The organism is Kribbella sp. CWNU-51, assembly GCF_054073265.1.
In genome coordinates this window covers 181,576-198,622 of sequence record NZ_JBSXMZ010000024.1, presented here as the reverse complement: position 1 = coordinate 198,622, position 17,047 = coordinate 181,576, and the positions used below count along the sequence as shown (strand labels likewise).

Here is a 17,047-nt window from a genome sequence, read left to right as displayed (position 1 = left end):
CGACCTAACACACGCACTGTCCGACATGTCCCACCCAACACTGTCCGACATGTCCCTTCACATCACATGCCGTTTTGGAGGTAAAACCCTCCCCAGTCCCGCCGCCGCCGAGTTGCCGCGATCAGTGGCCGTTCGTCGGGGGCTCGTTGTCGCGGCCCCACAGTCCCTTCACCGCAGCACCTGCCTCGCAGACGCCTCGGGTGCTCGGGGTTCAGACGGTTGTGGCGATGTGGGTCGTGCTGGCTTGGCGGGTGGGTGCGGTGATGGTGAGGATCAGGTAGGTGAGGAAGCCGACGACCAGGCCGACCGCCCATGAGTAGTCGTACAGCGGCTTGAGGAACGGGATCAGACCGTCCTGCGGGAACGGGCCGGCGCCAGGGTTCGAGTACGCGCCGCCGACGGCCAGCACCGAGCCGAGCAGGGTGGCGACGACGCCTCGCCAGTTCCAGCCGGCGGAGTACCAGTAGCGGCCGTCGGCCAGGTAGAGGTCGGCGAGGAACAGGTTGGTCCGGTCGATCAGCCAGTAGCCCGCGATCAGTACGCCGGCCACCGACGCGAGCAGACCGCCGTAGAAGGACAGCCAGACGAAGATGTAGATGGACGGGTCCGAGATCAGCCGCCACGGCTGGATCACGACGCCGACCACGCCGGTGACCAGACCCGCGGTGCGGAAGTTCAGCCAGCGAGGGAGCGCGTTGGCGAAGTCGTACGACGGGCTGACGACGTTGGCGGCCACGTTGCACGACATCGTCGCGAGGATCGCCATGACCAGGCCGATCGTCACGACCACCGGGTTCTCGAACCGGCGGGTCAGCTCGACCGGGTCCCAGATCGCCGTACCGTAGACCAGCACCGTGCCCGACGTGGTGATGATCGAGACCAGCGCGATGAACGACATCGTCGTCGGCAGGCCGATGATCTGGCCCCAGACCTGCTGCCGCTGGCCCTTCCCGAAGCGGGTGAAGTCCGGCATGTTCAGCGACAGCGTCGCCCAGAACGCGATCATGCCCATCAGCGCCGGCGGGAAGATCTTCCAGAAGTCGCTGCCCCAGCCGAGCTTCGACGGCTGGTCCAGGATCGGCCCGAGGCCGCCGGCCTTGACCAGGATCGCGATCATCAGCGCGAGGAACGCGACCGTGACCAGCGGCGCCGCCCAGTTCTCGAACCGTCGGAGGCCCTCGATGCCACGCCAGATCAGCGCCATCTGGAGCAGCCAGAAGAACGCGAAGCTGAGCCACATCGTCCACGGGTGGCCGCCGATCGCGGACGCGTCGGTCCAGCCCTTACCGAACAGTTCACCGACGATCACGTAGATGGCCTGCCCGCCGATCCAGGTCTGGATGCCGAACCAGCCGCAGGCGATGAAGGCCCGCAGCAAGGCCGGGAAGTTCGCGCCGCGGATGCCGTAGAAGGCGCGCGCGAAAACCGGGAACGGGATGCCGTACTTCGTCCCCGCATGACTGTTCAGCAGCAGCGGGACCAGGACGATCAGATTCCCCAGGGTGATCGTGAGGAACGCCTGCAGCCAGTTCATCCCGAGCGCGACCAGGCCGGCCGCCAGCAGATAGCTCGGGATGTTGTGCGCCATCCCCATCCACAGGGCGGCGTAGTTGTACGTCGTCCAGGTCCGCTCGGGCAACCGGGTCGGCGCGAGTTCGGCGTTGGCGTACGGGCTGTTCGCGATCGCGTCCTGATCGCTCAGCTCGACCCGCCCATCGGAATGAACGGTCTGCTCTGTCGTGGTCATTGGCCCCACCACCCGATCCGTCGAGGACGTTCCGCTTCGGAACAACGTGCGGTACGACGTGACGTCCTGTCAACGGACAACTACAACAAAGCGCCTTCAGGCGATCAGCCGGGGCCGAGCAGCGGCAGCGTCGGTCGGCGCGGGGTGCCGAGAACCTCGTAACCGCGCTTGATCGCGTCCTGCAGTTTCTCGAGCGGCCAAGGCCAGCCGTCGGTGTGCTGCAGCGCGTCGTCGAGCGAGGTGCCGGCGTAATGGAGCCCCGAGATGGTGTTGGCGACCGTCCCCAGATCGCCGGCCTGGGTGCGGACGAACTCCGCATCCACGACGGCGCCATGTCCTGGAACGATCTTCGCGGTGTCCGACAGCAGGCCGATCACACGGTCGAGCGTTTCGGGCCATTCGAGTGGATAGGAATCGTCGCCGTACGACGGAGGTGCGGACTCCTCGACGAGATCGCCGACGAAGAACACGTCCACATCCGGTACGACGACCACCACGTCGCCGTCGGTGTGTCCGTTGCCCAGGTGCAGGAGCTCGACCCGGCGATCACCGAGGTCGACGACCTTCGCGACGGAGAAGGTGGTGGCCGTCAGCTTCGCGGCAACGGCGGTGTTCTCGTGCGCGATGACCTCGGCCTGATCGAACACGCTGTTGCCGGCGACGTGGTCGAAGTGAGCGTGCGTGTTGACGACCCAGCGCACCGGTACGTCGGTCGCCTCGCGGACGTGGTCACGGAGTTCCACGGCCTGCTCGGTCGTGGCCCGGGTGTCGATCAGCAGTGCGCCGCCGGTCCCCGCGACCAGGCCGATGTTCAGGTCCCATTCGTCGTACCGCCGGACCCAGCACCGGTCTCCGACCTCGACCCACTCAGTCATGGCGCCGACATTACTTGCTCAGCACATCGCCCTCGCCGACGGCCGCCAGATCCAGACGGCCGCCTGATCCAGACGGCCGCCTGATCCAGACGGCAGCCTGATCCAGACGGCCGCCTGATCCAGGAAGCGGAATCGGACTTGAAGGCGGCCCGGGACGGGCTTACTGTCACGGTGGCGGCTCGCAATTTTCGGCGCTGCTCCGAAAACTTTCGAAGGGCGGACGTTTTGACGACACGACGTGCACTGGTGGTCCGGGGCGGCTGGGAAGGTCACTCCCCGGTCGAGGCGACCGACCTGTTCATCCCGTACCTGCGGGAGAACGGCTACGAGGTCACCGTCTCGGACACGACCGAGAGCTACCTGAACCTGGACGGTGTCGACCTGGTGCTGCAGTGCGTCACCATGAGCGAGATCCCCGCCGAGCACGTCAAGGGCCTGGACGCGGCGATCCGGAACGGCACCGGCCTGGCCGGCTGGCACGGCGGCATCGCGGACTCGTTCCGGAACAGCGCGGACTACAACTTCATCGTCGGCGGGCAGTTCATCTCGCACCCGCACGGCTTCACCGACTACCGCGTCGACGTGGTCGCCGAGCACCCGATCGTGGAAGGCATCACCCACTTCGACGTCCACACCGAGCAGTACTACATCCACTACGACCCGACGGACACGGTGCTGGCGACCACGACGTTCCAGTCGCACCCGGACTACCCGTGGATCGAGGGAGCGGTGATGCCGGCCGTCTGGACCCGGACCTGGGGCGAGGGCAAGGTCTTCGTCTGCACCGTCGGCCACAAGCTGGACGACCTCGAGGTACCCGAGGTGCGCACGATCATCGAGCGGGGGCTGCTGTGGGCGAGCAAGTGACCGGCATCGGCATCGTCGGCACCGGAGTCATCTCCGGCACGTATCTGGACCACCTGGCGAAGCTGCCGGGCGTCGACGTGGTCGCGGTCGCCGACCTGGACGTCAGCCGCGCCCAGACGATCGCCGACAAGAACCCGGGCATCCGGGCGCTGTCCCCGCAGGAGCTGTACGCCGCCGACGACGTCGACATCGTGCTCAACCTGACCATCCCCGCCGCCCACGCGCCGGTCCACCAGGCCGCCCTCGAAGCAGGCAAGCACGTGTACGGCGAGAAGCCGCTGGCAGTGGACCGCGCCGCAGCCGAGCCCCTCCTGAAGTACGCCGCTGCCAACAATCTGCGCGTCGGTTGCGCACCGGACACTGTGCTCGGCACCGGCACCCAGACGGCGCGGGCGGTGATCGACCGCGGCGACATCGGCGTACCGCATGCTGCGACTGCGTCGTTCGTCACGCCCGGACACGAGCTGTGGCACCCGGCTCCGGAGTTCTACTACCAGCCCGGCGGCGGTCCCGTCCTCGACATGGGTCCGTACTACATCACCAGCCTGGTCACCCTGCTCGGTCCGGTACGGCGGGTCACCGCGTGGAGCGGTCGGTCGAAGGAGGAGCGCAAGATCCACACCGGTCCGCGGGCCGGCGAGACCTTCCCGGTCCAGGTGCCGACGCACGTGACCGGCGTACTGGAGCACGAGTCGGGTGCATTGACCACTGTGTTCATGTCGTTCGATATCTGGGCCACACGGCTGCCGCGGATCGAGGTGCACGGGACCGAGGGCAGTGTGTCGGTGCCAGACCCGAACGGCTTCGACGGCACTGTGGAGATCGCCACGGCCACGAACCGTGACTGGACCGAGGTCCCGGTCAGCGGCGGGTACGCCGGAGCCGGCCGGGGAGTCGGGGTCGCGGACATGGCGCGGGCGCTGCGCACCGGTGAGCCACACCGGGCCGACGGTGCACTGGCCTACCACGTGCTCGACGTACTTGAGTCACTCCTCGAAGCGGCCGCCCAGGACCAGCCGGTGGACGTCGCGAGCACGGTCGGCCGCCCGGCCGCCGTACCGTTGGGGGCGTCGCCCGAGTCCGCCTGAGACCCGTCCCACGCCGCAACGCGTCGGTGCGAGCTACTACGGCTCGGTAGACTGGCACTCTGAGCGCTGGAGTGCCAAGGGTCGACGCTGAGAGAGGGTGGTGCGCGTGCTGGACGACCGCAAGCTGGATGTACTGCGCGCCATCGTCGAGGACTACGTGGCGACCCACGAGCCGGTCGGCTCCAAAACGCTGGTGGATCGGCACAACCTCGGGGTGTCGCCGGCGACCGTGCGCAACGACATGGCGGCGCTGGAGGAGGAGGGGTACATCACCCAGCCGCACACCAGCGCCGGCCGGATCCCGACCGACGCGGGCTACCGGCTGTTCGTGGACAAGCTGAGCACGGTCAAGACGCTGTCCCCGGCGGAGAAGAAGGCGATCACGTCCTTCCTGGCCGGTGCGGTCGACCTGGACGACGTCGTCCGCCGTACCGTCCGGCTGCTCGCGCAGATCACCCGCCAGGTCGCGATCGTGCAGTATCCGTCGCTCAACCGGTCGAGCGTCCGGCACATCGAGGTCGTCACGATGACCCCGCGCCGGCTGCTGCTGGTCCTGATCACCAGCACCGGCCGGGTCGAACAGCGGATCGTCGAGCCGCCGCACGACGTCGACGAGCAGCTGATCGCGGACCTGCGGTCCCGGCTGAACACGGCCCTGTCCGGGCAGCGCCTGACCGAGGCGGCGACCTCGTTGGCCAGCGTTCCGGAGGCGTTCCAGCCGTCGGACCGCCACCTCGTGGCGGCGATCGTGACCACCCTGATGGAAGCGTTCACCGACGAGGGCGGCGAGCAGCGGATCGCGGTCGGCGGCGCGGCCAACCTGACCCGGTACGGCGACGACTTCGAGCGCAACGTGAAGCCGGTGCTGGAGGCGCTGGAGGAGCACGTCATCCTGCTCAAGCTGCTCGGCGAGGCGACCAACCCGCAGACCCTGACGGTCCGCATCGGGCACGAGAACCCGTACGAGGAACTGGCCACCACCTCGGTGGTCGCGACCGGGTACGGGTCCAAGTCGGAGGCGCTGGCCACGCTCGGCATCGTCGGCCCGACCCACATGGACTATCCGAGCACGATGGGCGCCGTACGGGCGGTCGCGCGCTACGTCAGCCAGATCCTGGCTGACTCATGACTATCGATTTCAACCCCTGGTCTGGAGTATGAGCACCGATTACTACGCCGTCCTGGGCGTCAGCCGTGACGCTTCACCGGACGAGATCAAGAAGGCGTACCGCAAGCTGGCGCGCCAGTACCACCCGGACGTGAACGACTCCGAGGACGCGCACCACAAGTTCCAGGAGATCGGCCGTGCGTTCCAGGTGCTGAGCGACCCGCAGAAGCGGCAGATGCACGATCTCGGTGGTGATCCGTTCGCAACCGCCGGCGCGGGCGGCGGAGCCGGTGGGTTCGGTCAGGCCTTCACCTTCACCGACATCATGGACGCCTTCTTCGGCCAGACCGGCGGGGCGACCCGCGGGCCGCGGCCGCGGACCCGGCGTGGCCAGGACGCGCTGATCCCGCTGCGGATCGACCTCGCCGAGGCGGCGTTCGGGACGACCCGGGAACTCAAGGTCGACACCGCCGTCCTGTGCCCGACCTGTTCGGGGTCCGGCGCGGCGGCCGGGTCCGAGCCGGTCACCTGCGAGATCTGCCACGGCCGGGGCGAGGTCACCCACACGCAGCGGTCGTTCCTCGGTGAGGTGCGGACCATGCGGCCGTGCCCGAACTGCCGCGGCTACGGCACGACCATCCCGAACCCGTGCGTCGAGTGCGCCGGTGACGGTCGCGTCCGGTCCCGCCGTACCGTCACCGTGAAGATCCCCGGCGGCGTCGACAGCGGCACCCGGGTGCAGCTGTCCGGCCAGGGCGAGGTCGGCCCCGGTGGCGGCCCGGCCGGCGACCTGTACGTCGAGATCGAGGTCGAACCGCACGACATCTTCACCCGCAACGGCGACGACCTGCACTGCGCGGTGACGCTGCCGATGACGGCGGCGGCGCTCGGCACCACGATCGACTTGCCGACCCTCGAAGGCGAGACGACCCCGCTGGAGATCCGGCCGGGCACGCAGTCCGGCACCGCGCAGACGCTCACGGCCCGCGGTGTCCCGCGGCTGCGGCACGCGGGGCGCGGCGACCTGATCGTCCAGGTGATCGTCGAGACCCCGACCAAGCTCGACGACTCCCAGGCCGACCTGCTCCGGCAACTCGCCGAGTCCCGTGGCGAGGAGCGCCCGCAAGGCCACGTCCAAGCCGCTCACAAAGGCGTCTTCGGCCGGCTCCGCGACGCCTTCGGCGCCCACTAGATGGGAGTCGCGGTCTTCTTCGCCGAGAAGCTGGACGGCGACGAGCTGACCCTGGAAGGAACCGAAGGCCGGCATGCGGCTGTGGTTCGGCGGATCGGGCCCGGTGAGCGGGTTCGGTTGACCGATGGGCGCGGGGCCTGGGCCGAAGGGCTGGTGGTTCTTGCCGGCAAGGCTGGGGTGACTGTCTCCGTGGATGAGCGGGGGAGTGTGCCGGGCCCGCGGCCGCGGGTAGTTGTGGTGCAGGCGGTGCCCAAGGGGGAGCGGGCCGAGCTCGCGGTGGAGATGCTCACCGAGGTGGGCGCCGACGTGATCGTGCCGTGGAACGCGGAGCGGAGTCAGTTCCGCGCCAACCCGGAACGGGTCGCCAAGACGCTCGCGAAGTGGCAGGCGTGGGCCTTCGAAGCGAGCAAGCAGTCGCGGCGGTCGTGGTTCGCCGAGGTCGCGCCGATCGCCTCCACCGCCGAGGTCGCGCAGTTGCTCGCCGCTGCCGCTTTGCCGGTCGTGCTGCACGAGGAAGCCACAGTCCCGCTCGCTGCCCTCGACGTACCTGATGACGGCGACGTCGTGATCGTGATCGGCCCCGAGGGTGGCATTGCCCCGGACGAGCTGACTGCCTTCGGGGTCGAGCCGGTCCGGCTCGGCGACACCGTCTTGCGCACCTCGACGGCCGGGGTCGCCGCGGCTGCCGCGCTCCTCGCGCGCTCGCGCTGGACCTGACCGCGCGCTGTCCGCAGGCCAGAGACGACCTAGACTGTTGGACGGCAACCGAACACTACTGTGCGACGAGGATCGAGCACTGATGGCTGTGGAATCCGCTCGAACGCGCGCGCTCAGCCACGCCGACCCGGCCGAGGTGCCGTTGCAGGCGGCGCTCGACGCGCTCGCCGACCCGGTCCGCCGGTCGATCCTGCGTGACCTGGCCGGGCACGACGACTGGACCCGTGCCTGCGGCACCTTCGATCTGCCCGTGACGAAGGGGACCCGCAGCCACCACTTCGCCGTACTGCGCGCCGCCGGCCTGATCGAGCAACGCGACGAGGGCGCCCGCCGCCTCAACCGCCTCCGCCGCCCGGAATTCGACCAGGCCTTCCCCGGCCTCCTCGCCGCGACCATCGACCGCGCGGACTGATCCTTACAGAGTCCGAACATTGCGCCGATGGTCCTCGAACGGGGTTCGGGGAGAGTCGTTCTCGTCAGGTTGACCGAGAACGAGGAGTGCAGAGATGCGCAGGTCTGTGCGCGGCACGGTGGCGGTGGGTACGTCGGCCGTCCTACTGGTGGGCGGTCTGGTCGGAGGTACGACGGTTGCGTCGGCCGATCCGAGTCCGACGCCGACTCCGACGTACAAGCAGGTCACGCTCAGCCCGGAGGAGTCGCAGCGGCTGTGCGCCGAGAAGCTGCCGAAGCTGATCGAGCGCCGCGACAAGCTGGCGAAGCGGATCAGCGGCGGCGCGGACGTGAAGGGTTCGGTCGCGTGGCTGAAGGCGCGCGCCGAGAAGCAGAAGGCCAAGGGGCACGAGAAGATCGCCGCCCAGCTCCAGAAGCGGGCCGATCGCCGGTCCGAGCGGCTCACCCAGCTCGGCACGATGAAGACGAAGCTCGAGACCTTCAAGTCCCAGCACTGCCAGGTCGCGAAGTGATGCGGAAGATCCTGGTCGTGCTCGCGGGTACGGCGGCGATCGTGATCGGACTGTCGTCGTGTGGGAACTCCGCCGAGCAGTCCGGTCAGCAGGGAACCGGACAGCCCGCCCCTGCTCCGGCGGCCACTCAGCAGGTGGGGTCACCGGAGCAGGAGTTGGCGGGGATCGGGTCTACCCTGGACGCGATCGATGGCGAGCTGGCAGCAGACGGCTCACCCTGAGCAGGCACTCCAGGAGCAGATGATGACCGCAGCCGCTCGCGGGCTGGTCCTGGTCGTGGAGGACGAGGCGGCGATCGCCGAGGTGATCGCGCTGTACCTGCGGCGTGACGGGTTCGGCGTACAGGTCGAGTCCGACGGAGAGGCCGCGCTGGCCGCCTGGCGCCGGCTGCATCCCGTCGCGGTGATCCTCGACATCGGGCTGCCGGGACGCGACGGCACGGACATCTGCCGGACGATGCGCGCGGCGGGGGACTGGACTCCGGTCCTGTTCGTCACCGCGCGCGACGACGAGGTCGACCGGCTGCTCGGCCTCGAGCTCGGCGCCGACGACTACATCACCAAGCCGTTCAGTCCGCGCGAGCTGGCCGCGCGGGTGCGGACTGTACTGCGGCGATCGGCCGGCACGTTGCCTGCGGGAGACGTGCTGTCGGTAGGCGCGGTGCGGGTTGATGTGAGTCGGCGGCGGGCGTGGGCCGGTGACGCCGAGGTGAGTCTGACCTCGACCGAGTTCGATCTGCTCGCGCAGTTGTTCCGGCGGCCGGGGCGGGTGTTCGAGCGGGATGAGCTGCTGAGCTCGGTGTGGGGTTACCAGGCGTCGGCCGGGACGCGGACGGTCGACGTACACATCGCTCAGCTCCGGGCCAAGCTCGGATCGTCCAGTCCCATCCGCACCGTCCGCGGCGTCGGGTACGCCGCGGATCTCGACTGATGGCGTCCGTGCCGCACGATCTCCGCTCAGCTGGAGACGAGGTCGGGCGGGGATCACTGGCGACCCGGATCGTGGTCGCTTGCGTGGCGGTGGCCGGGATCGCCGTGCTGGTGGCGGGCGTGGTGATGGCAGGGCTGGCCCGGCGGTCGGCTCAGAACGTGTTGCAGGACTCGCTGGCCGCACAAGCTGATGTGATCGCCAGTCAGGTGGACGAGCGCGGTGCGGGGTCGCGAACGGTGGGGCTCGGACGGGTCGCCCAGGTGGTGCGTGGGCAGGGGATCGTGGTGGTGATCCTGTTGCCCCGGAGCCGGATCCAGCCGACGGATCAGCGGTCCATCCAAGCCGCGACCACGGCAGGGTTGAACGACATCGGGAGTACGCAACGGATCTCGGCCACGGTAAGCGTCGACGGCACCGACTATCTGGTCGAAGCTCGCGGCATCGGCGAGAGCTCCGGCTTCGCGTTGGTGGAGCCGGTGCGGCTGGCGGCGGATACCCAGCGGATCCTGATCCGCAACATCCTGTTCGCGCTCGGCGCCGGTCTGCTGGTGGCGGCGCTCGCCGGCGCTCTCCTCGGCCGACTGCTCGGCCGGCCACTCCGTCGTACGGCGGATGTCGCCGCGGCCATGCGTCAGGGGCGACGGGATCTGCGTGCACCGGTTGAGGGACCGGCTGAGGTCGCTGAAGTGGCGCAGGCGGTCAATGAGCTCTCGGTTGCCTTGCAGCACAGTGAGGAGCGGCAGCGGGAGTTCTTGCTGTCGGTCTCGCATGAGCTCAGGACTCCGCTGACCGCCGTCCATGGGTTCGCCGAGTCGCTTGCCGATGGAGTGGCGACGGATCCGCGGCACGCCGGGCAGGTCATCCAGCAGGAGTCGCAACGGCTCGAGCGGCTGGTCAGCGACCTATTGGACCTGGCCCGGATCGGGGCCGACCAGTTCCAGCTCGATCTCGCCCAGGTGGATCTGCGCGAAACGCTCAGCGCGTGCGCCGAGGTCTGGCGGGTGCGCTGCGAGCGCCAAGGTGTGCACTTCCGCCTCGACCTGCCGCCCATGCCGGCCGTGGCTAACACCGACCCCCGCCGAATCCGGCAGGTCCTCGACGGCCTGGCCGAGAACGCCCTCCGCGTCACCCCGCCTGGCGCCCACCTCACCATGTCAGTCACCCAGCCCGGTCCCGGTGTGGTGGCGATCCAAGTCCGCGACGGGGGCCCTGGACTGGCCCCCGAGGACTACGCCGTCGCCTTCGAACGCGGCGTACTCAACCAGAAGTACCGCGGCCGCCGCCCAGTAGGCTCCGGCATCGGCCTGGCCCTGGCGCACGGCCTCATCACCAGACTCGGCGGCACCCTGACCGCCGCCCCCGCCCCCGAAGGCGGCGCCGCCTTCACCATCCAGCTCCCGACTACCTGACGATGATCGACGACTTCCACCAACCGACTACTTGACGATGATCGACTTGGAGTCGGAGTCGGAGATGGTGCCGTCGGCCTCGGAGATGAGGTAGGCGTCGATCTGGTAGGGGCCGGGGGTGAGTTTCAGTTCGATGAGGAAGGGCGAGAACTTCTGGCCTTCCTTGGTGTTGACGACGCTCTTCGATGTCTTGCGGGTCTTCAGGTTTGTGACCTGGTAGTTGACGGTTGCCTCGAAGGCGTTTGCGGTGCCTTGGATGGTGACGGGGCCGGCGATGGTCTCGCCGTCGACCGGGGAGTCGATCCACACGAGTGCCTGGACGTCAGCGGCTTGGGCGCGGCCTAGCGGCGTACTGGTGTCGATCTGGCCGAAGAGCTTGGCGCCGGCGCGGCCTCGGCGGGTGATCTGGACCGGCTCGGTGCTGTTGTGGAGGGCACCTTGGACGGTGTAGATCAGTTGCTGCGCGGCCACGTGCGCGACATCAGGGTCGAGCGACGCCGCCGGGAGCTCCTTGAAATCGACCGTCACGACGCCATCCGTGCGGGTGACGGCGTTGACCTCGGCGCCGCGCCAGACCGTGTAGTAGTCGGGGTCGGACGGCGCCTTCGACGTCATGATCCGGACAGCCTGCTCGGCCGGCCGGCCGCTGACCTTCGCCCAGGTGCGGTACAGCTTGACGGCTTTTGCCTTCACGATCGGCGTCGGGTCGGCACCGGCCTGGGTCCCGGTCCTGTTGCCGAGCCAGTAGACCGGTACGAGCGTGCTCTTGACGGCCTGCTCCGGCTTGCCGCGCTCCGTGGGGGCGACGGTCGGCGCGGGGCCTGTGCTCGGTGGGAGGGTGGCGGCGGTCGGCAGGGCGGATGGCCTGGGCATGGTGGCCGGGGATTTTGCGGACGGGACTCCGGTGGCGGTCGTGGTCGTGCCAGGGCCGGCTACCGCGTCGCCGTCGTTCGCGGAGTTCTGGTTGCCGTTGAAAACGGCGAAGGCGCCGATGGCCGCGGCGGTGCCGACCGCCGCCGCGCCGACGGTCAGGAGCCAGGGCCGCCGGGCCGCGGGCCGGCGCTGGGCGTGCGCGCGGGCGCGGATCTCCGGCAGGGCGTCGGCCGGTTCGATCCGGTCCGCCTCCTCGGAGAGGGCCCGCCGCATCAGTTCGTCGAACGGCTCGTTCGGATGGTCACTCATCCGCGTCCTCGCTTCGCTCCGGGCGCGGCTGAGGCACAAGTCGTCCTGTGTTTGATGATGAACTCGCTCCGCACGTTCATACGCTCTGCTCCAGGACCTGGCGGAGCGACTTGGTCGCCCGCGCGGCATGGCTCTTCACGGATCCCCGGCTGATGCCCATCGTGTCGGCGATCTCGGCCTCCGAGAGGTCACCGTAGTACCGCAGCACCATGACGGTGCGCTGCTTCTCCGGCAGGGTGCGCATCGCCTCGATGACCCGGTCGGTCTCGGCGGTTCGCAGTACCGCCTGCTCCGCGCTCGGCTCGTCGGGGAGGGTGCGCGGGGTGTGCTTGTCGACGACCACCAGGTGACGCTGGCGGGAGCGGCAGCGGTTGACCACCGCGGTGCGCAGGTACGCGAGCGCCTTGTGGGGGTCGCGCAGCCGGTGCCAGCGGCCGTGCATCGCGACGAACGCGTCCTGCACGATCTCCTCCGCCGTGCCGGTGTCGCGCAGCAGCAAGGCGCCGAGGCGAACCAGCGACGTGTAGTGCGCGGTATAGACAGCCGTCAGCGCCTCGTCGGCATCCCACGAGGACTCATGTGTCACGCACTCTTCGTACACCACGGCCGGTTGAGCCACGACACGAAGACGCGGCAACCACCTTCCAGGTTGACAGTACTTTTGCGGTCATGGGGCTCTACCTCCCGCCCTTCCCTCGTCGCTCCAGTCGCTTCGCTCCCTGCGCTCCTCAGTCCAGGGCGGGAGGCCCCATGACCGGGGCGGACTGTGGTCACTGAGCGTGTCCGGGTGAATTACGAGTGAGGGTGTCGGTGGGGGCGGCTAGCATGGGGTGATTACTTCACCGGCATCAGGAGGGAACAGGCTGTCCAGGCCACGCAGTATCGAACCGGAGGCGCGCGCGAACGGCCGCGGACGCGATGAGCTGTCCCGATCGAACCCCGCCGACAGCACGCAGGCGTCGCACAAGATCGTCGTGCCGAACAGCATCGACATGGTGGCCCTGCTCGGAGCCCGGGACGAGTTCCTCCGCATCGTCGAGAAGGAGTTCGCCGCCGACATCATGGTCCGCGGCAACGAGATCACGCTGAACGGCGAGCCGGCCGAGCTGGCCCTGGCCGAGCGGCTGATCGACGAGCTGATCGCGGTCATCCGCACCGGGCACGGGCTGACCGCCGACTCGGTCGAGCGCAGCATCGCGATGATCAAGTCCGCCACGGTCGAGAGCCCGGCCGATGTCCTGACCCAGAACATCCTGTCCAGCCGCGGCCGCACGATCCGGCCCAAGACACTGAACCAGAAGCGGTACGTCGACGCGATCGACAAGAACACGATCACGTTCGGCATCGGCCCGGCCGGTACCGGCAAGACGTACCTGGCCGTGGCCAAGGCGGTCCAGGCGCTGCAGGCCAAGGAGGTCACCCGGATCATCCTGACCCGGCCGGCCGTCGAGGCCGGTGAGCGGCTCGGGTTCCTGCCCGGCACCCTGTCGGAGAAGATCGACCCGTACCTGCGGCCGCTGTACGACGCTCTGCACGACATGCTCGACCCGGAGTCGATCCCGCGGCTGATGACGGCCGGCACGATCGAGATCGCGCCGCTGGCCTACATGCGCGGCCGGACCCTGAACGACGCCTACATCATCCTGGACGAGGCGCAGAACACCTCGCCGGAGCAGATGAAGATGTTCCTCACCCGGCTCGGCTTCGGCTCCAAGATGGTGGTCACCGGCGATGTCACCCAGGTCGACCTGCCGAGCGGCACCAACTCCGGACTGCGCGTCGTGCAGGACATCCTCGAGGGTGTCCAGGACCTGACCTTCTGCCGGCTGACCTCGCACGACGTGGTCCGGCACAAGTTGGTCGGCCGGATCGTCTCGGCGTACGAGAACTTCGAAGGGCAGCGCTGAGCCGAACCGATGAACGTCGAGGTCAACAACGAGTCCGGCGTGGAGATCGACGCACACGGACTGATGCGGCTCAGCCGATTCGTGATGTCGTCGCTGCGCCTGCACCCCGAATGTGAGCTGTCGATCAAGCTGGTCGACGAGGACACGATGGCGCGGTATCACGTCGAGTTCCTGGACCTGCCGGGTCCGACCGACGTGATGTCGTGGCCGATGGACGAGCTGCGGCCCGGTGCCGAGGACGACGCCGACCCGCCGCTCGGGCATCTCGGTGACATCGCGCTCTGCCCGACCGTCGCGGCCGCGCAAGGGGCGAAGGCCGGCCACGGCACGTGGGCCGAGCTGGAGCTCCTGACCGTGCACGGCATCCTGCACCTGCTCGGCTACGACCACGCGGAACCCGCCGAGAAAGCGGAGATGTGGGACGTCCAGGGCCGCCTTCTGGAAGCATGGCGAGCCCCTGGAAACCGACTAGTGGATGCCTGATGGTTCCCTCAGGACAGGAGTGACGTTCCGTTGACCTCCCACGACCTCGTTCTGCTGGTTGTGGCTGCGGTGCTCGTCCTGCTCGCCGGTCTGTTCGCCGGCGCCGAGGCCGCACTGTCGTCGTACTCCAAGGTCCGGGCGAACGAGCAGGTCGAGCTGGGCAACCTGCGCGCGGTCCGGCTCCGCGACCTGCTCTCGGACGCGCCCCGGTACCTGAACTCCCTGCTGCTGCTCCGCCTGAGCTGCGAGATCACCGCGATCGTGCTCGTCACCCAGGCCCTGTCCGGAGTGTTTGAAGTCACCTGGGAACACATCCTGATCACCGCCGTGGTCATGGTGCTGGTCTCGTACGTGATCATCGGCGTCGCGCCGCGGACGCTGGGCCGGCAGCACTCGGACCGGTTCGCGATCATCTCGGCCGGTCCGGTGATGGCGCTGACCAAGGTGCTCGGCCCGCTGCCCAAGGTGCTGATCATGATCGGCAACGCGCTCACCCCGGGCAAGGGGTTCGCCGAGGGCCCGTTCGCGACCGAGGCCGAGCTGCGCGCGCTGGTCGACTACGCCGAGAAGTCCGCGGTGATCGAGTCCGGCGAGCGGCAGATGATCCACTCGGTGTTCGAGCTCGGCGACACCATCGTCCGCGAGGTGATGGTGCCGCGCACCGACATGGTCTACATCGAGCGGCACAAGAAGCTCCGGCAGCTCACCTCGCTGGCGCTGCGCTCCGGCTACTCGCGGATCCCCGTGATCGGCGAGTCCCTCGACGACATCCTCGGCGTCGCCTACCTCAAAGACGTCATGCGCCGGGTTTACGACAACTCCTCGGCCGAGTCGACCGAGCGGGTCGAGTCGGTGATGCGCCCGTGCATGTACGTGCCGGACTCCAAACCGGTCGACGAGCTGCTGCGTGAGATGCAGGCGGCCCGGATGCATCTCGCGATCGTCGTCGACGAGTACGGCGGTACAGCGGGACTCGTGACCATCGAGGACATCCTGGAGGAGATCGTCGGCGAGATCACCGACGAGTACGACGAGGACCCGGACTCGGTCCAGGAGCTGTCCGACGGCGCGTACCGGGTGTCCAGCCGGCTCCCGATCGACGAGCTCGGCGAACTGTTCGGCGTACCGCTGGACGACGACGATGTCGACACGGTCGGCGGCCTGATGGCGAAGCTGCTCGGCAAGGTGCCGATCCCCGGTGCCGAGGTGGAGATCGCGGGCCTGTCGCTGACGGCGGAGCGGCCGTCCGGCCGCCGCAACCAGGTCGGTACTGTGCTGGTACGGCGGGGGCAGTCCGCCGCCACCCCGCAGGACCAGAACCACCAGCACGCGTAACCACTTCTGCTTTTGGAGTTTTCTTGTCAGACCTCTCGGCCGAGGACGCCAAACTCGTGACGCTCGCCCGCGCCGCCCGGGCACGTACCCGGGCCGCTGAAGGAGCCGCTGTCCGCGACTCCGACGGACGGACGTACGCCGCCTGCACGGTGGCACTCGACACCGTCGACCTGACGGCCCTGCAGCTGGCGGTCGCGATGGCGCTGGCGTCCGGCGTGAAAGGCCTGGAGGCCGCCGCGGTGGTCACCGACTCGGAGTCCGTCGACGTCGGCGTCGTACGCCACTTCGCCGGTGCCGCGATTCCCGTAGTACTTGCCCAAGGCACCGGAGAGGTCCGCGATGTCGTCCACACCTGAGCCCTTCAAGTCAGGCTTCGCCTGCTTCGTCGGACGACCCAACGCCGGCAAGTCGACGCTGACCAACGCGTTGGTCGGCCAGAAGATCGTCATCACGTCGTCGAAGCCGCAGACCACGCGGCACGCCGTACGGGGGATCGTGCACCGGCCGGACGCGCAGCTGATCCTGGTCGACACGCCTGGCCTGCACAAACCGCGGACCCTGCTGGGTGAGCGGTTGAACGACCTGGTGAAGACCACCTGGGCCGAGGTCGACGTGATCGCGGTCTGCCTGCCGGCCAGCGACAAGATCGGCCCCGGCGACCGGTTCCTGGTCAGCGAGGCGGCGAAGGTCGCGAAGACCCCGAAGGTCGCGCTGGCCACCAAGGCCGACCTGGTCGAGCCGGACCGGATGCTCGAGCACCTGGCCGAGATCGCCACGCTGGGCGAGTCGGCCGGGATCGAGTGGGCCTCGATCATCCCGGTCTCCGCCACGTCGGGCTACCAGGTCGACGTCGTCACCGACGAGCTCATCAAGCTGTTGCCGGAGGGCTTCCCGCTCTACCCGGACGGCGACATCACCGACGAGCCCGAGGAGACGCTGGTCGCGGAGCTGATCCGCGAGGCCGCGCTCGAGGGCGTCCGGGACGAGTTGCCGCACTCGATCGCGGTCACCATCGAAGAGATGGGCCTGCGCGAGGACCGGCCCGAGGACAAGCCGCTGCTCGACGTGTACGCGAACATCTACCTCGAGCGGGACAGCCAGAAGGGCATCGTGATCGGCCACAAGGGCGCCCGCCTGCGCGAGGTCGGCGCGTCCGCCCGCCGCCAGATCGAGGCGTTGCTGGGTACGCCGGTCTACCTCGACCTGCACGTGAAGATCGCCAAGAACTGGCAGACAGACGCCAAGCATCTCCGCAAACTGGGGTTCTGACGACTTGGAGAGATC

At 68.7% G+C, this 17,047-nt stretch carries 19 protein-coding genes; 15 read left to right on the top strand and 4 right to left on the bottom strand.

Features of this window, described 5'->3' with window-relative positions; translation table 11 throughout:
* Nucleotides 1-211: 211 nt before the first annotated feature.
* Complete coding sequence (locus ACXC9Q_RS26490) at nucleotides 212-1,747, bottom strand: NCS1 family nucleobase:cation symporter-1 (protein WP_457059349.1); 1,536 nt, start codon at nucleotides 1,745-1,747, stop codon at nucleotides 212-214.
* Nucleotides 1,748-1,851: 104 nt separating this feature from the next.
* Entirely contained in the window at nucleotides 1,852-2,622 is a 771-nt protein-coding gene (locus ACXC9Q_RS26485; protein WP_457059348.1) for an MBL fold metallo-hydrolase, read from the bottom strand.
* A gap of 225 nt (nucleotides 2,623-2,847) precedes the next feature.
* On the opposite strand from ACXC9Q_RS26485, the gene ACXC9Q_RS26480 reads away from it, so the two are divergent.
* The 10 genes from ACXC9Q_RS26480 to ACXC9Q_RS26435 all read left to right on the top strand — a co-directional run bounded on the left by ACXC9Q_RS26480 (nucleotide 2,848) and on the right by ACXC9Q_RS26435 (nucleotide 10,856).
* Complete coding sequence (locus ACXC9Q_RS26480; RefSeq protein WP_457059347.1) at nucleotides 2,848-3,489, top strand: ThuA domain-containing protein; 642 nt, start codon at nucleotides 2,848-2,850, stop codon at nucleotides 3,487-3,489.
* A complete protein-coding gene (locus tag ACXC9Q_RS26475; protein WP_457059346.1) occupies nucleotides 3,474-4,577 on the top strand; it encodes a Gfo/Idh/MocA family protein in 1,104 nt (367 codons plus the stop codon). The genes ACXC9Q_RS26480 and ACXC9Q_RS26475 overlap by 16 nt, the downstream gene beginning before the upstream one ends.
* 106 nt (nucleotides 4,578-4,683) lie before the next feature.
* Complete coding sequence (gene hrcA, locus ACXC9Q_RS26470; protein ID WP_457059345.1) at nucleotides 4,684-5,706, top strand: heat-inducible transcriptional repressor HrcA; 1,023 nt, start codon at nucleotides 4,684-4,686, stop codon at nucleotides 5,704-5,706.
* A 28-nt stretch (nucleotides 5,707-5,734) separates the two neighbouring features.
* The gene (gene dnaJ / locus ACXC9Q_RS26465) at nucleotides 5,735-6,877 is read left to right on the top strand and encodes a molecular chaperone DnaJ (protein ID WP_457059344.1); all 1,143 of its coding nucleotides are present in this window, start codon (nucleotides 5,735-5,737) and stop codon (nucleotides 6,875-6,877) included.
* On the top strand, nucleotides 6,878-7,594 hold the full coding sequence (locus tag ACXC9Q_RS26460; protein ID WP_457059343.1) for a 16S rRNA (uracil(1498)-N(3))-methyltransferase: 717 nt from the start codon (nucleotides 6,878-6,880) through the stop codon (nucleotides 7,592-7,594).
* Nucleotides 7,595-7,676: 82 nt separating this feature from the next.
* Entirely contained in the window at nucleotides 7,677-8,006 is a 330-nt protein-coding gene (locus tag ACXC9Q_RS26455; protein ID WP_457059342.1) for an ArsR/SmtB family transcription factor, read from the top strand.
* Between the two features lie 94 nt (nucleotides 8,007-8,100).
* Complete coding sequence (locus tag ACXC9Q_RS26450; protein ID WP_329475316.1) at nucleotides 8,101-8,517, top strand: hypothetical protein; 417 nt, start codon at nucleotides 8,101-8,103, stop codon at nucleotides 8,515-8,517.
* Nucleotides 8,517-8,738, top strand: a complete 222-nt coding sequence (locus ACXC9Q_RS26445; protein ID WP_457059341.1) for a hypothetical protein — start codon at nucleotides 8,517-8,519, stop codon at nucleotides 8,736-8,738. Before ACXC9Q_RS26450 ends, ACXC9Q_RS26445 begins: the two co-directional genes overlap by 1 nt.
* 19 nt (nucleotides 8,739-8,757) lie before the next feature.
* Nucleotides 8,758-9,447: a response regulator gene (locus ACXC9Q_RS26440; protein ID WP_457059355.1), complete on the top strand. Its 690-nt coding sequence runs from the start codon at nucleotides 8,758-8,760 to the stop codon at nucleotides 9,445-9,447.
* Nucleotides 9,447-10,856, top strand: a complete 1,410-nt coding sequence (locus ACXC9Q_RS26435; protein WP_457059340.1) for a sensor histidine kinase — start codon at nucleotides 9,447-9,449, stop codon at nucleotides 10,854-10,856. The genes ACXC9Q_RS26440 and ACXC9Q_RS26435 overlap by 1 nt, the downstream gene beginning before the upstream one ends.
* Before the next feature lie 27 nt (nucleotides 10,857-10,883).
* Here ACXC9Q_RS26435 and ACXC9Q_RS26430 read toward each other — a convergent pair whose 3' ends face one another.
* Nucleotides 10,884-12,038, bottom strand: coding sequence for a Gmad2 immunoglobulin-like domain-containing protein (locus ACXC9Q_RS26430; RefSeq protein WP_457059339.1), 1,155 nt, complete (start codon nucleotides 12,036-12,038; stop codon nucleotides 10,884-10,886).
* A 76-nt stretch (nucleotides 12,039-12,114) separates the two neighbouring features.
* A complete protein-coding gene (locus tag ACXC9Q_RS26425) occupies nucleotides 12,115-12,624 on the bottom strand; it encodes a SigE family RNA polymerase sigma factor (RefSeq protein WP_457059338.1) in 510 nt (169 codons plus the stop codon).
* Nucleotides 12,625-13,030: 406 nt separating this feature from the next.
* Here ACXC9Q_RS26425 and ACXC9Q_RS26420 point away from each other — a divergent pair, with 406 nt between their 5' ends.
* The 5 genes from ACXC9Q_RS26420 to era are packed head-to-tail and all read left to right on the top strand — an operon-like array spanning nucleotide 13,031 to nucleotide 17,032.
* The gene (locus ACXC9Q_RS26420) at nucleotides 13,031-13,945 is read left to right on the top strand and encodes a PhoH family protein (protein WP_457059354.1); all 915 of its coding nucleotides are present in this window, start codon (nucleotides 13,031-13,033) and stop codon (nucleotides 13,943-13,945) included.
* 9 nt (nucleotides 13,946-13,954) lie between these two features.
* Entirely contained in the window at nucleotides 13,955-14,428 is a 474-nt protein-coding gene (gene ybeY, locus ACXC9Q_RS26415) for an rRNA maturation RNase YbeY (protein WP_329475322.1), read from the top strand.
* A gap of 30 nt (nucleotides 14,429-14,458) precedes the next feature.
* Nucleotides 14,459-15,763, top strand: coding sequence for a hemolysin family protein (locus ACXC9Q_RS26410; protein ID WP_457059337.1), 1,305 nt, complete (start codon nucleotides 14,459-14,461; stop codon nucleotides 15,761-15,763).
* 23 nt (nucleotides 15,764-15,786) lie between these two features.
* Nucleotides 15,787-16,119 carry a cytidine deaminase gene (locus ACXC9Q_RS26405; protein WP_329475324.1) on the top strand — a complete coding sequence of 111 codons (333 nt, stop codon included), beginning with the start codon at nucleotides 15,787-15,789 and terminating at the stop codon, nucleotides 16,117-16,119.
* The gene (gene era, locus ACXC9Q_RS26400) at nucleotides 16,103-17,032 is read left to right on the top strand and encodes a GTPase Era (protein ID WP_328522314.1); all 930 of its coding nucleotides are present in this window, start codon (nucleotides 16,103-16,105) and stop codon (nucleotides 17,030-17,032) included. The genes ACXC9Q_RS26405 and era overlap by 17 nt, the downstream gene beginning before the upstream one ends.
* Nucleotides 17,033-17,047: the final 15 nt, after the last annotated feature.

Excerpts from the sequence above, each read along its gene's own strand:
- ACXC9Q_RS26490 (WP_457059349.1), bottom strand. The coding sequence starts at position 1,747 with ATGACCACGACAGAGCAGACCGTTCATTCCGATGGGCGGGTCGAGCTG.
- ACXC9Q_RS26485 (WP_457059348.1), bottom strand. The coding sequence starts at position 2,622 with ATGACTGAGTGGGTCGAGGTCGGAGACCGGTGCTGGGTCCGGCGGTAC.
- dnaJ (WP_457059344.1), top strand. The coding sequence starts at position 5,735 with ATGAGCACCGATTACTACGCCGTCCTGGGCGTCAGCCGTGACGCTTCA.
- ACXC9Q_RS26460 (WP_457059343.1), top strand. The coding sequence starts at position 6,878 with ATGGGAGTCGCGGTCTTCTTCGCCGAGAAGCTGGACGGCGACGAGCTG.
- ACXC9Q_RS26455 (WP_457059342.1), top strand. The coding sequence starts at position 7,677 with ATGGCTGTGGAATCCGCTCGAACGCGCGCGCTCAGCCACGCCGACCCG.
- ACXC9Q_RS26450 (WP_329475316.1), top strand. The coding sequence starts at position 8,101 with ATGCGCAGGTCTGTGCGCGGCACGGTGGCGGTGGGTACGTCGGCCGTC.
- ACXC9Q_RS26445 (WP_457059341.1), top strand. The coding sequence starts at position 8,517 with ATGCGGAAGATCCTGGTCGTGCTCGCGGGTACGGCGGCGATCGTGATC.
- ACXC9Q_RS26440 (WP_457059355.1), top strand. The coding sequence starts at position 8,758 with ATGATGACCGCAGCCGCTCGCGGGCTGGTCCTGGTCGTGGAGGACGAG.
- ACXC9Q_RS26435 (WP_457059340.1), top strand. The coding sequence starts at position 9,447 with ATGGCGTCCGTGCCGCACGATCTCCGCTCAGCTGGAGACGAGGTCGGG.
- ACXC9Q_RS26430 (WP_457059339.1), bottom strand. The coding sequence starts at position 12,038 with ATGAGTGACCATCCGAACGAGCCGTTCGACGAACTGATGCGGCGGGCC.
- ACXC9Q_RS26420 (WP_457059354.1), top strand. The coding sequence starts at position 13,031 with ATGGTGGCCCTGCTCGGAGCCCGGGACGAGTTCCTCCGCATCGTCGAG.
- ybeY (WP_329475322.1), top strand. The coding sequence starts at position 13,955 with ATGAACGTCGAGGTCAACAACGAGTCCGGCGTGGAGATCGACGCACAC.
- era (WP_328522314.1), top strand. The coding sequence starts at position 16,103 with ATGTCGTCCACACCTGAGCCCTTCAAGTCAGGCTTCGCCTGCTTCGTC.